Below are 12,924 nucleotides of genomic sequence, written 5' to 3' on the forward strand. Positions count from 1 at the left end.
AGAATTTTAGAATTTTAGAATTTTAGAATTTTAGAATTTTAGAATTTTAGAATTTTAGAATTTTAGAATTTTAGAATTTTAGAATTTTAGAATTTCGCGGCGCGCAGATTAATAGACAAATTAAAACGCGCCGCAGCAAGTGGTGCTAGCAGCTAGTTTGCAGCGTCTTGGAGCTCTTCTTCGATCTCGGAGTTGCTTTTTACGACCATGCCTGAGCCATGGATGACGCTAGGCATGCAGGATGTGCAGATATGCACCGTCTCGCCGTTTTTATGCGCCTTGATAAAGACCGCATTTTCATCGTCGCTACTTTTTAGCGAACAAATATTGCAAATGTAAATATTGCCTGATTTCATAGAAATCCTTTCTTAAAAAATTTCGCACTATTTTATGAAAATTTCAAAATTTTTCATTGATTTTAGTTAATCTTTAGCGATTTTTATTGCGGGCGCTTTCGTCTATCAGCACTATGTGCGTCAAAAAGATGATGAAAAATAGCTGGAAAAATAATCCTACCAGCGGGATCAAACACAGCAGATAAAAAATAAAAGCGCTTAGGGCAAATTTATATCCGCCGCCCATCTTATAAGAGCGCTCGAAGCTTTTCGCGCTTAACGCATTTGAAGCGACGTCGATTAGAACCAGCTTGTAATAGATATAAAAAAACGGCACGTTGATTATGAATAAATTTATTACCGGTACGAACAAAAGCACCGAACAGATAAATAAAATCGCTAAAAATTTTAAAATTTCAACGCTCATCAGCTTTAGCACTCGCGCCGTGCTCGCTTCGTCCGCGCGGCTTAGATGGTAGTGGCGGGCGTTGATCTCTTTAGTGACTGCGGGCGTCAGAAAGGCTGCGATGATAAGCGCACAAAACACGCTAAGCATCAGCACCGCAAAGCTGGCAAACACCGAAAAAATCGCGCCGATAATCCACTTTGTAGCAGCAAAGCTTAGAATTTTTGCAATTACCGGGAAGCGCTGTTCGTCCAAGAAGCTAAAATCGCCGCTTTGCGCGCCCTGCGAAAGCGCGTCAAAAAGCTCTTTGCCGCCGAAAAATGCAAGCGTGCCCAAGATTATAAGCGAGCACATAAGCGGCAATAGCGAGAGCAAAATGAACTTTCGCGTAAAAAAATCCTGCTTTGCCAAATTAAAAATTCTACCCATGTATGCTCCTATTTGCGTTATTTTAGCGACTTTTGCGACGGAATTTGAGCTGAGCAATTTGGCTACCGCACCGCGCCTCATTAATCCGCTCGCTTGGCTTATTCGCTTGCTTTAGCCGGCTCATCTCGCATTATAATACGAAATTTATGTTTTGATCGCTCGCCCGCCCGCATTTAATTCTGCTCGTTTATCGTGCGTAAAAAAGAGGCCAGATCTAGCTTGATTTTTGCCTGCTGCGAATATTTATTTGCTTGCTGCGCGGAATTTTGCCACTTATAAATAAGCTGACATTGCGTAAAATTTTAGGCACAAAACTGCAGAATTTCAAATCAAACCTCTTTTTTAAAATTTGCCTGCCGAAATTTTATAGATGGAATTTTAAAATCTTAAAGATAAATTTCGCAAGCAAATCCATGACTTTACTTCGTCGCGTCGTAGATCTTTTGCAATTGCTCGTAAATTTCGTTTGCGCTTACTGCGCCTTTTGATAGCACCTCGATTAGCACCTCGTTATCTTCAAGGTCTCCCCAGATTTTGCGGTAGCTGCCCTCTTTGTAACCGTGGTCTTGGCGGAATTTATTTAGCACGTTTTTACCGATATATTTGGCAAAAAGAATGTCTAAGCTCACGCCACATTTAATCGCCACGCGAAAAAAATCGGTCAGCAGCTCGCCGATTTGCAGCTCAAAGCCGCTCGTTTCGTGGATTATGAGCTCGATGTCGTTTACGATTTCGTAGATGCTGTATTCGCGCACATCGTAGGCGTAGGAGCTAAACTCCGCAAATCCGCTTACTGCCGTGACGTCGCTTACGATGTGGTCGATGTCTTTGCCGCCGTAATATTGCTCTAAAATATAGCTCATCACGAAGTGCCAAATATCAACGATCTCGATGACGATATTATTCACGTCCGGCGCTGCAGAGATATTTTTCCAATGCTTCCACGCAAAGCTATCGATAAGCTCTGCGCATTCCATGTAAATGCAGCGCTTCCAGTTGATAAGTTTGCCGTTTTTTGTATAGCCGTCCTCCCAGCCCACGCCGTTTGTTTCGTCGTTTAGAGCTTGCTGCATCAAAAACATCTCTTTTACTTTTTTATAATTTTCCATAAAAATTCTCCTAATTTTGGCTCGCGATTATAGCTAATAAAAGAAAATCATTGTATAATTTAGCAAAAAGGAGGCTTAAAATGTGTGCCGCTCAAGATAAATTCGACGAGTTTTTAGGCAGGATGAAACTCCTATCTCTCGGAGTTTTGCGCAATAATCTGCCATATTGCTGCAGTGCATTTTATGCCTACGATCCGCAAAATAAGGAGCTCATCATCGCAAGCGCGAGCGACTCCGAGCATATCAAAGCAGTCTTTGCCAACCGCGGAGTTGCGGCTACAGTCGCGCTGGATACGAAATTTGTAGGCAGGATCAAAGGCGTGCAGATTTGCGGCCATATCCGTAGCGCGGATGAGCGCGAAACCTCGCTATATCTTAAGCGCTTCCCGTTTGCGCGCGCGATGGAGACTGATTTTTTTACGATCAGAATCGATTGGATGAAAATGACCGATAATACTCTAACTTTCGGCAAAAAGCTAATTTGGGAACGCTAGTTCGCTAAGAATACCATCTATTTATATTTTCGAAATTTTAGACTTGCGAGGATTAAATTGTATCTAGTAAGATTTTGAAATTTGCATAAATTCTATCTTGTCTATTTTTCAAAGAATTTCACCATTAGATCCGCTTTAAAATTTCCGCTCGGTTGGTTTTTGGAATTTTACAGCGCGGAATTTAGTGCAAAACTCTATCTTGCAACTGAGATTGTCGCAAATTTTATTCCCTTGGAAGCGGAGCCTGCCGCATAGAATTTCTTTAAAATTCTAAAATTTCGCTTTTCAAATTTAGCCTGGCGCTCAAGCTTAGCTCTGCCGCTTCCTGATTTCGCTTACTAGCTGCCCGCCGATCGCATAGTCGTCCGTGGATATTTCATCTATCGTAACGACCGTAGTTTTTTCGCCCCTACCCAGCACGGCTACGAGGGCGTCGGTTAGGTCTTTTACGAGCTTTGCTTTTTGTTCGCGACTTAAGCCTCCGCGCTCTTTGGTGATTTTGACGTTTATATAGGGCATTAATTCTCCTTAAAATAAACGTAATTGTAACTAAAATTTCACCAACGCGCCTGAAAGTGCGAAATTTTATGTTAAAATCGCCACAATCTGAATTTAAGGAGAAAATATGCCATTGTTAGATAGTTTTAAGGTCGATCATACCCGCATGAATGCCCCTGGCGTGCGGCTCGCAAAGAGCATGCGCACCAAAAGCGGCGATAAGATCAGCGTCTATGATCTGCGGTTTTGCCGCCCGAATTTAGAGATCATGAACGAGCGCGGCACCCACACGCTGGAGCATCTTTTCGCGGGCTTTATGCGCGAGCATCTAAATAGCGCGGACGTCGAGATCATCGACATCTCGCCGATGGGGTGCCGCACGGGCTTTTATATGAGCGTGATCGGGGCGCCTAGCGAGAGCGCCGTTGCGGCGGCGTGGAGCGCGAGTATGAAGGATATTTTGGGCGTGGGCTCTCAAGCAGAGATCCCCGAACTGAATAAATTTCAATGCGGCACCTTCGCGATGCACTCGCTAGCGGAAGCTAAACAGATCGCGCAAAATGTGCTAAATAAGGGTATCGGCGTGATCAAAAATGACGAGATCGCGCTGGATCCAAGCAAGATAAAATAGTTTTGAAATTTAAGAGATAGTGCAAAATCTAGCACTATCTCTTTGAGCGCTCGCTTGTTCCGCGATCAGTGTATAATGCACCATAAAATATTATCGTAAAATATGCAAAAATTCGAGGCGCAAAATGCGTATTTGCTAAAACAAGCCGGAGGTAGCATCTATTTATAAACCGACTTGGAGCTTGCCGTAAAGTCTGCGCCATGCAAGGTTTTTGATAAAAGCTACGATTTGGCTTTAATCTGGGTAGCAAAAGCGCGCAAGCAAAGCTCATATCAAAATTTAATAAATTTATTTCGTAGGCCGGCTTTAAATTTATAAGAATTTTTAAAATTTCGTCTTAAATTAAAGCCGAAATTCTACCCGCAAATACCCTGCTTATGCGTCTTCTTACTTTCAGATGCGATCTTCAATCTTCCAAAAAAATCGTATAGCAAAACGAGAATTTAAAATTTTTATTTAAGGTTTCGTTGTGAGTTTGGCGCTTGAAATTTCACTTTCGCTGCACGAAAAGGATGCTAAAATTCCGCCGAAACCGCACCGGATGCGGTGAACTTCAAGGAGAGAAAATGCAAAGAATTTTTCATATAAAAGATGCTATTTGTAGCGACGAGCGAGCCGTAAAAACGACATTTTTTACTACGGAGGCCACTTGCGGCGCGGTTTGGATCGTCAAACGCGGCCAGGTCGTAGCGCCGCATATTCACCCCGGTGACGATGATGTGTGGATCTGCTTAAGCGGACGCGGCGTGTTTTATCCGAGCAAGGGCGAGGAGGTGCCGATCTGTGCGGGCGATCTAATCATTTCCAAAAGCGGAGAGTGCCACGGTATGAAAAATACGGGCGATGAGGATTTTGTGTTTGCAAGCGTTACGGCGCCGATTCCGTGCGGCTACGAAGCGCTTTGAATTAAAATTTGCCAGAGATTTTGTGGTATTCGTAAAATAAATTAGCGCCGCAAAGAGTTGAATCAGAATTTGTCCGTAGCGTTAAATTTCATAAATTTAGCCGCGCTTTTGTACAATTTCAAGTGCCGCGCAATCTGCGGCGAGATTAAATTTGAGGCAAAAGATGTATGAAGATTTTACGCAAGAGCCAAAGGATGAGCGCGCGCAAAAGAAGCGCAAAGCTAGGGCGCGCGAGGCAGAAACAGATCGCAAGCCTGTACGAGACGCGCCTCGAGGTATGCCGCTTTGGCGCAAGATCGTGCTTGGCGCGATATTTGTATTCGCGGCTTTTAGCGTGCTTATTCTGGCGGCGGTCATAAATTCTGCAGGCGACTACTCGCCGCGGGACGATGAGCAGATCAAATACAGCGATTTTTATAAAAAAGGAGATGAAATTTACGCCCTCGTGGTGGGTGCGGGCTATTTTGCGGTACCGGACGCGGACGCGACGAGCTTTCGGATTTTGGATTTCGGCTCCGGCTACCGCTCCAACGTCGCGGCGGATAAAAACGCCGTATATTGCGGAAATATCGCGATGAGCGAGCTAGAGCCCGCGCGCACGAAAGCTGTAGCGTTCGGATACGTAAGCGACGGACGGATCAGTTATTTTTGCGACGGCGAGGCGGTGCCCAACGACGCGCTGGGGGCGTTTAAGCTCACTTATGAAACCTTGGCGCATATTTTTTGGGATGCGCCCAAACCGCAAAGCTACCTCTATAAATTTAAACGCATGGACGCCACGGATCTGCGCCAAATCGCGGGCGTGTATTACGCTGCGCAGGGCTCTCGCGCGTTTTATAAGGGAGAGGTTTTGCCGGACGCCGATGCCGCGAGCCTGCGCCGGATAGAGGGAAGCGACGGCAGGGCGAGCGAAGTTTATGCCGCGGACGGCACGAACGTGTATTTTAAAAACCTGCGCCTTGACGCGCGCGATAACGGCGGGCATTACGATCTTTTTAGGCAGCGGTTGGACTATTTTTTGTGGGATGCGAAAGGCGGCGACGTTTTTGCGAACGATTTAAAATTTGACCCCGCCGCCGCGCCCTATGCTCCGCTAAATAGGCAGCTTGCGCATTCAAACCATCTATTTTTTGCCTCCCCTGGCGGAATCTATTATTTCGACGAGAACGACGGAAAGCAAAAGCGCGCGGCAGACAATCCCTTTGCGGGCGAAGTTCGCGCGCTTAGCGGTAGTGTGTTTCAAAGCGGCAAGCGGATATATTTTTTGGAGCGCGCGGATGTTTGGGGCGGCGGCCGCAGCAGTCGTAGGATGGTCGCTCGCAAAAGCGGACTTTTCGCGCTCGAGCTGCCGCACGAGTGGCGCAAGGTAGGCGGCGTGCACGGCGGGCTATACGGCTGGGTCTATTCAAACGGCGGGCGATTTTTCTACTTCGACGATCTGGGCTCTTCGCAGCTGATAGATCGGTGCATTTATGAGATCAGGGATCTAGATTTGGTTGAAATTTTGCTTCAAAAAAGCAGCCTTGGCACGAGTAAAATTCGCGAGATGATAAAGAGCGGTGGGCTTGAGGCGGTGGACGGCGAGCTGCTTTTTGAGGTAAAGACGCGGGTGGAATTTTAGGCGCGATGGACGTTACCTGGACGCTAGAAAGCGTTGCTAAATTTTAAAATTTGATTTTGCGTAAATTCATGAAATTTAAGCGGCACCGCGGGCTTTGGCATGAGCTTAGAATTTCGTCGTAAATTCCTTTAGAGGGAGCGCGCAAATTCCGTTTTGCACTGTCGCGACAGCGCGCGAAGATTTATATCGGTCACGATTTTCGCGTCGTGGCGTGCTTAAGCAAGACGTCGCCGTAAATTTTATTTTAACGCCGCAAATTTCGCTAGCAGTGTAGGCGACGCGCTGACAGAGCGTAAATTTAAAAGCCTCAATCGCAAAGCTGAACGCATAAAATTTTCATACTCAAACTTACGAGATAAAATTTAGCGGCTTGGATTCAAAAGCGCAAATATCTTACTCCGATATGAAATTTAACAGAGTGAGTGCAGATTAAGCGGCGCGACCAAAGCGCCGTTTTGCAAACTCGAGGGCTTTAAGTGAAGCAAAAACAAAGCGCTATTTTATAAATCCGCTTGCTACTACGCGGTCGCGCTCGTCGTAAAAAACCGCGAGCTGTGCCGGAGCGATTCCCGCTGCGGGTGCGGACAGCACGGCATGCACGCCGCCGTCTTCGCGCGGCGAAATTTTAACGGGGAGTTTGGCGCTGCGGTAGCGGATCTTAACGCCGAGACCCGGCATATTTAAAATTTTATCCTTGCTTAAAAAGGCGTTAAAATTTTCGGTGTCGAACTCGTAGGTCGCCAGCTCCTCCTTGCCGCCCACGACGATCTCGTTTTTGTGCGGGTCGATGCTTAGCACGAAGTGCGGCTCATGCGTGCCGTGCACCGTAAAACCGCGGCGCTTGCCGATCGTGTAGTGCATATAGCCCTCGTGAGTGCCGATGGCGTTGCCCGCGCGGTCGCGCACGATGCCGGGCATTTTGGTGCCCGTATGACGGTTTAAAACGTCGATGTAGGTGGTGTCCACAAAGCAGATCTCGCTGCTTTCGCTCGCAGAAGCGATCTGCGAAAGCTCCGTATAGGCGCGCGCAGCCTCTTTGACGTCCTTTTTATACATCCCCCCAAGCGGAAAGAGCATAAACTCAAGCGCGGCAGGATCGATGTTTGCTAAAAAATAGCTCTGATCTTTGCTAAGATCTACAGCGGCTTTTAAAAGCCCATCCTCGATGCGGACGTAATGCCCCGTAGCTAGGCGCTCAAAGCCCTGCTCGCGCGCGAATTCCAAAAGCTTGCCGAGCTTTATGCGGCGGTTACACAGCGCGCACGGATTTGGCGTAAGACCGCCTATATAGGCCTGCACGAAGGGCTCGTAAACATCGCGATTAAAATCATCCTGCAGATTCAAAATGTGGATTTTTATACCCAAAAACTCGCCCACTTTGCGGACTTTGGCGATGTTTGCCTCGTGATAGCCGGGCTTTGCGTGCAGCTTCATATAGCAGCCCTGCACCTCGTGCCCCGCGTCTTGCAGCAGCTTCGCGCACATCGAGCTATCCACGCCGCCGCTCATCGCGACTAAAATTTTCATTCGTTCTCCTTGCGTCGCACATCAGTTAAAATTTCATCCACGCTGTCGCAGAGCTTAAAATTTTGCAGATCGCTTTCGTTTATCGCGCCAGATTTTAGCAGCGAAGTGCGGAAAAACTCCATTAGCGGTGCGTAGAATTCCTCGTCGTAAAGATAGATCTGTGCGCGCTTAAAGCCCGTCTGCACCAGCACTAAAATTTCAAAAAACTCATCCAGCGTACCAAAGCCGCCCGGAAAGATGACGAAAATTTCGCTGTTTTCGATGAGGGCGCCTTTGCGCGGCGCAAATGCCGAAAATTTCGCGCCCTGCGTCAAAAAGCCGTTGCTTTTTTGCTCAAACGGCAGCATGATGTTAAAGCCCACGCTGTGCGTCCTTGCTCTCGCAAATGCGCCTCGGTTGGCGCCTTGCATAATGCCGCCTCCTCCTCCGGTGATGATCGAGTATCCTAAATCAGCGAGCCCCTCGCAAAGCTTTTGCGCGTCTTTTACGTAGCGATTATCCTCGCTAAAGCGCGCCGAGCCGAAGATCGTGGCGCTTTTGCCCACGTTTTTGAGATTGTCGCGAGCGATTTTGATGTCTTTTAAAATTTCTTTCAACTGCATGATTAATCTATCTTTTGTGTATATTATTTAAAATTTTAGCTTTAAGAATAACATTAAATTTTTAAAATTCCGTTTAAAATAGTAGAATTTACGTGATTTAAAATCTTATCGTAAATCATACTAGGTTGCTAAGCTTTCGTAAAAATCCGCCGACGCCGCGGTAGGCGCTCATATCGATCGGCTCGCAGCCTTGCTTGCTTAAAAATCGCGAGACGCTCTGTCTAAGCGCGATGGTAGCGGGCGAAAACGGATAGTGCGAGTTAAAAAGCGCGCGATTTTGTGAGCAGACGGCTACTTGTTTGCAAAACGGCACAAAGCCTAGCAGCTTAAAGCCCAGTTCGCTTATATTGCGGTGCGCGACCGACTTTAGATTTTCGTAAATCATCACGGCATCATCCTCGCTCGCGGTGAAATTTAGCAAAAACAAAACCTCTTTTTTGCTCGCTCCAAGCGTCTTTAAAAGCGCGTAGGTGTTGCTGATCGAGCAGGGTTCGTTCGCGCACAGCACGATATTTTCGTCGCCGATGCTCAAAAAATCTCCAAGATACTCAAGCCCCGCATCGATCAAAATAAAATCGAAGATTCCCGCCTCTTTCAGCTCGCTTGCGAAGCGAGCGGGGCTTTCGTGAGCTTTTGCGTTTGCGAAATTTCCGGCTTCTTCGGGATTTGATGAGCGGGCGGAATTTTTCTTTTCATCTTCACTTGCGGAATTTTGAGAATTCTTGTCAGGGGTTGAATTTTGCTTGGTGAAATCGTCGCTTTTAAAATTCTCTAGGCTTTCTGATTCTGTAAAATTCCATCCATCTTCGCAATTCTGCGGCTTTTTGGCTGCACAATTCGTAGAATTTTTTGCAGCGTTTGCTATTGAATTTGAAGCGGCGAAATTTTCTGAGTTGTTTTTGCCATCAGAGTTCGTGAGTTTTTGCGCGTAATTGTGCGGAGCGCCACTTTCGTCGTCTTGCGAGCTTTGCGCGCTACCCATAGAATTTTGCATGACGCAATCGTCCGCGCTAGAGCTTGCGTTTTTGATAGAATTTTGCGCCATAGAATTCGTGCTATTTGTAGAATTTTGTGAAGGCATGGGATTTTGTGAAGCAAGCGCGGGCGAGACGAGAGTTAAATTTTGAGAAATTTTTACCGCGACGGCGCTTGGCAGCGAAATCCTCTTTCTTTGCAAAGCGTTTAAGATGATCTCTTGATTGTTTAAATTCGGAGCTTCGATGATCGCCGTGCGGTAGCCCTGCTCGCTTAGAATTTCGGCGAAATTTGCTGCAATCACGCTCTTGCCGACTCCGCCCTTGGCGCTTAAAAAATTTACGATTTTAGTTTGCATATCAGTCCTCTTTTAAATTTCATCTCTCCAAGTGGCAAAATCACGCTTATGCGCTCGCAAACACCAGGATGCGGCAGCGCGAGCCGTTCGCAGGCACGCACCTTTGCGCTTGCATATAAAATATCCACGTCCAGCGTGCGCGGCGCGTTTTTGAAGCTTCTTTTGCGCCCAAATCGTAGCTCCGCGCGCTGCATGATTTTAAGCAATGTAAGCGGCGGCAGAGAGCTTTGCACGAGCATTACGGCGTTTAAAAAATCGGACTGATCTAAAAAGCCAAACGGCCTGTTTTTTAAGATCAAGGAATTTTTCGCTACGAAAAAGCGCGTATCGCTTTGCAAAACGCGATAAAATCGCTCGAAGCGCCGCCTGACATCTCCTAAATTCCCGCCGAGCCCGAGCAGGTATAAATTTTTAAAATTTTTGCGCTCGCGGCGCCTCATCGGGAAAACGGCGCTTTTTACGACGCATAGTGCGTCCGTGCACTCGTAAAATCCGTTTTTCTTAAGTTGCATGTTCACCCGAGCTACTCTCATAAAATTTCAGCCCCGTTTTCGCGCACGACCACGACATCCTCGATACGCACGCCAAATTCGCCGGGCAAGTAAATCCCAGGCTCCACGCTAAAGACCATCCCCTCTTTTAGCACGGTATCTCCGCGCTTTGAGATAAACGGAAGCTCGTGGATATCGACTCCGACGCCGTGTCCGGTGCTGTGAAAAAACGCCTCGCCGTAACCATGCCTTGCAATAAAATCCCTAGCCGCCGCGTCGATCTCGCGCGCCTTTTTACCGGGCGCGACCGCTGCGATCGCCAGAGCTTGCGCCTCTTTTACGATCTCGTAAATCTCTTGCCGTTTGGCGTTTTTAAAATTTTGCTCTTTGCCGAAGTTAAAATTTTCGTCAAAGCACGCCGTGCGCGTCCTATCGGAGCAGTAGCGGTTAAATTTAACCCCCGCGTCAAGTAGGAGCAAATCGCCCCGACGTAGCCGCTTTTTGCTTGGCAGAGCGTGCGCCTTTGCGGCGTTTTCGTTGATCGCGACGATAGGCGAAAAGCTAAGCGCAAGCTCACCCTTTTTCTTAAAGATGAGCTCGGCGTTAAAAAACAGCTCCTCTTCGCTCATGCCTTCGCCGCTAGCGCGCACAAACGCGGCAAATTCGTCAAATCTCTCCGCACCCAGCTGCGCCGCTTGCTTTAAAATTTTTATCTCGTCTTCTGATTTTACTATGCGCGAAATTTGCGAAAAATTCGCCCGCGCCTTAAATCTTATCCCAAGCCCTTTGCTAAGCGCTTCCCACTCACCCGCGCTAAAATCGTACGGGTTGTAGCTAAGCTCCTTTACGCCGGCCTTTCGTAAAAACAGCCGCGCGTCTTTTATCAAATTTCGCTCGACCTCGATAACCTCGGTATCTTTGCAAAGCTCGCGCGCCTCGATGCTATAACGCGCATCGGTAAGGAAAAATTTGCGCCCCGCGAGACTTAAAAATATCGCGTTGTCGCAGCTGTATCCGCACTCGTGGTAAACGGCGTTTTCGTCCTTTAGGATAAAATTTTTCAAATTTAACCCAGTCCTACTCGGCTTTCTGCTCGGCTCTGGCTGCCTTGATCTGCTCAAAAATTTGAATCATTCCGATCATCGCCAGATGGTATCCCACGGGACCGAATCCGATGATCTGACCCGCTGTTACGGGCGCTATTAGGCTTTTTTGTCTAAGCTCCTCTCTGCGAGCGATGTTTGAGATATGCACCTCGATCACGGGTAGGCTGACTGCGGCGAGTGCATCGCGGATAGCGAGCGAAGTGTGCGTGTAGGCGGCGGGATTGATGATGATGCCGTCGCAGGTGCCGAAGCACTCTTGGATCTTATCGACGATCTCGCCTTCGAAATTGCTCTGGAAAAACTCGATCTCGTTGCCGCTCTGATCGGCGACCGCCTTCATCTGCTTATGGATATCCTCCATCTTCATAACCCCGTAAATAGCGGGTTCGCGCATACCAAGCATATTGATATTCGGTCCTTGAATCACCATAATTTTCATTTTTACGTCCTTGTTTTGAAATTTAAGCGAAAATTATAACCAAAGCGAGCTTATTTTTTACTATGGCGCTAAATTTGCCCGCTCAAGCCCAAGCAATAAAATTTTATCTCTAAATTTAGCACGGAAGAGAATTTTATGCTAAAATCACGCGCTGTTTTAGATAAGGAAAACGATGAGAATTTTAAGGGCGAAGTGGGTTCTTGTCTGCGATGAGAATTTTAAAATTTTAAAAGATGGCGCGATCGTCTTTGATCAGAAAATAATCGAGGTCTGCGCCTTTGCAAGTGCGGTGCGCAAATATCCGCAAGCCGAAATTTTAGACTTTAGCGGCGATATAGCGATGCCTGCGTTTATAAACCCGCACGTGCATTTGGAATTTAGCGCAAACAAAGGCACGCTGCGCTACGGCGATTTTTTGGATTGGCTAGGCAGCGTCATCGCCTCAAGGCAGCAGCTGGACGCCGCGGCGCGCGGGCGGCTGATCACGGAGCAGATCGCCGCGATGATGCGAAGCGGCGTGGGTACGATCGGCGAAATTTCAAGCTTCGGCGGCGAGGCTGAAGCTTGCGCGCAAAGTGGCATTAGAACCGTGTTTTTTAATGAAATTTTAGGCGCGAGCAAAGACGCTGCGGCGGAGAATATTTTGAAATTTAAGCAGCGTTTTGAGCGCGCGAAGGCGCTCGCAAGCTCGCTTTTTATCCCCGCCGTGTCGGTGCACTCGCCGTACTCGGCGCACCCGCAGATTACGGAGTTTGCGACGAAGCTTGCCCGTGAAAACGGGCTTGCTATAAGCACGCATTTTATGGAGAGTGCTCACGAGCGGCAGTGGCTGCGCACTGGTCGTGGCAAGCTTAAAACCTGGCTTGCTAAATTTAACCCTTCTCCCGCGCCTTTTTACTCGCCGCAGAGCTTTGTAGCGCATTTTAGCGGGCTTCGCACGCTCTTTACGCATTGCGTTTGGGTGGATGATTTTAGCATCTTTGATCCGAAGCTCCACT

15 protein-coding genes are annotated in these 12,924 nt (G+C 47.5%); 5 read left to right on the top strand and 10 right to left on the bottom strand.

From position 1 onward, the window contains the following. Positions 1-152: 152 nt before the first annotated feature. From Q0257_RS03435 to Q0257_RS03445, 3 genes are all read right to left on the bottom strand, one after another. Positions 153-356: a hypothetical protein gene (locus tag Q0257_RS03435; protein WP_298021565.1), complete on the bottom strand. Its 204-nt coding sequence runs from the start codon at positions 354-356 to the stop codon at positions 153-155. Positions 357-429: 73 nt separating this feature from the next. Beyond that, complete coding sequence (locus tag Q0257_RS03440; protein WP_298021567.1) at positions 430-1,170, bottom strand: EI24 domain-containing protein; 741 nt, start codon at positions 1,168-1,170, stop codon at positions 430-432. 419 nt (positions 1,171-1,589) lie between these two features. Beyond that, positions 1,590-2,279, bottom strand: a complete 690-nt coding sequence (locus Q0257_RS03445) for a dUTP diphosphatase (RefSeq protein ID WP_298021570.1) — start codon at positions 2,277-2,279, stop codon at positions 1,590-1,592. Positions 2,280-2,359: 80 nt separating this feature from the next. Here Q0257_RS03445 and Q0257_RS03450 point away from each other — a divergent pair, with 80 nt between their 5' ends. Beyond that, positions 2,360-2,773: a hypothetical protein gene (locus tag Q0257_RS03450; protein ID WP_177386822.1), complete on the top strand. Its 414-nt coding sequence runs from the start codon at positions 2,360-2,362 to the stop codon at positions 2,771-2,773. A gap of 309 nt (positions 2,774-3,082) precedes the next feature. Here Q0257_RS03450 and Q0257_RS03455 read toward each other — a convergent pair whose 3' ends face one another. Further along, the gene (locus Q0257_RS03455) at positions 3,083-3,292 is read right to left on the bottom strand and encodes a 4-oxalocrotonate tautomerase family protein (protein WP_298021574.1); all 210 of its coding nucleotides are present in this window, start codon (positions 3,290-3,292) and stop codon (positions 3,083-3,085) included. A 106-nt stretch (positions 3,293-3,398) separates the two neighbouring features. On the opposite strand from Q0257_RS03455, the gene luxS reads away from it, so the two are divergent. The 3 genes from luxS to Q0257_RS03470 all read left to right on the top strand — a co-directional run bounded on the left by luxS (position 3,399) and on the right by Q0257_RS03470 (position 6,428). Continuing rightward, positions 3,399-3,902, top strand: a complete 504-nt coding sequence (luxS, locus tag Q0257_RS03460) for an S-ribosylhomocysteine lyase (protein ID WP_298021577.1) — start codon at positions 3,399-3,401, stop codon at positions 3,900-3,902. 566 nt (positions 3,903-4,468) lie between these two features. Next, positions 4,469-4,807, top strand: a complete 339-nt coding sequence (locus tag Q0257_RS03465) for a cupin domain-containing protein (protein WP_298021580.1) — start codon at positions 4,469-4,471, stop codon at positions 4,805-4,807. 163 nt (positions 4,808-4,970) lie between these two features. Then, positions 4,971-6,428, top strand: a complete 1,458-nt coding sequence (locus Q0257_RS03470; protein ID WP_298021583.1) for a DKNYY domain-containing protein — start codon at positions 4,971-4,973, stop codon at positions 6,426-6,428. Positions 6,429-6,923: 495 nt separating this feature from the next. Here Q0257_RS03470 and mnmA read toward each other — a convergent pair whose 3' ends face one another. The 6 genes from mnmA to aroQ form a co-directional block, all read right to left on the bottom strand. Further along, positions 6,924-7,955, bottom strand: a complete 1,032-nt coding sequence (mnmA, locus tag Q0257_RS03475; RefSeq protein WP_298021585.1) for a tRNA 2-thiouridine(34) synthase MnmA — start codon at positions 7,953-7,955, stop codon at positions 6,924-6,926. Continuing rightward, positions 7,952-8,557, bottom strand: a complete 606-nt coding sequence (locus Q0257_RS03480) for a TIGR00730 family Rossman fold protein (protein WP_297962530.1) — start codon at positions 8,555-8,557, stop codon at positions 7,952-7,954. Before Q0257_RS03480 ends, mnmA begins: the two co-directional genes overlap by 4 nt. A gap of 115 nt (positions 8,558-8,672) precedes the next feature. After that, the gene (locus Q0257_RS03485) at positions 8,673-9,890 is read right to left on the bottom strand and encodes a P-loop NTPase (protein WP_298021588.1); all 1,218 of its coding nucleotides are present in this window, start codon (positions 9,888-9,890) and stop codon (positions 8,673-8,675) included. Beyond that, the gene (folK, locus tag Q0257_RS03490) at positions 9,872-10,423 is read right to left on the bottom strand and encodes a 2-amino-4-hydroxy-6-hydroxymethyldihydropteridine diphosphokinase (protein WP_298021591.1); all 552 of its coding nucleotides are present in this window, start codon (positions 10,421-10,423) and stop codon (positions 9,872-9,874) included. The genes Q0257_RS03485 and folK overlap by 19 nt, the downstream gene beginning before the upstream one ends. Beyond that, positions 10,420-11,445 (bottom strand): M24 family metallopeptidase, encoded by a 1,026-nt coding sequence (locus Q0257_RS03495; RefSeq protein WP_298021593.1) that lies wholly within the window; start codon positions 11,443-11,445, stop codon positions 10,420-10,422. Before Q0257_RS03495 ends, folK begins: the two co-directional genes overlap by 4 nt. Before the next feature lie 13 nt (positions 11,446-11,458). After that, entirely contained in the window at positions 11,459-11,926 is a 468-nt protein-coding gene (gene aroQ / locus Q0257_RS03500; protein WP_297950960.1) for a type II 3-dehydroquinate dehydratase, read from the bottom strand. 172 nt (positions 11,927-12,098) lie between these two features. On the opposite strand from aroQ, the gene Q0257_RS03505 reads away from it, so the two are divergent. Beyond that, positions 12,099-12,924 (top strand): aminofutalosine deaminase family hydrolase (locus Q0257_RS03505; RefSeq protein ID WP_298021596.1); only part of this gene is annotated, 826 nt, incomplete at its 3' end.

This window comes from uncultured Campylobacter sp. (assembly GCF_938018035.1).
Lineage (GTDB): Bacteria > Campylobacterota > Campylobacteria > Campylobacterales > Campylobacteraceae > Campylobacter_B.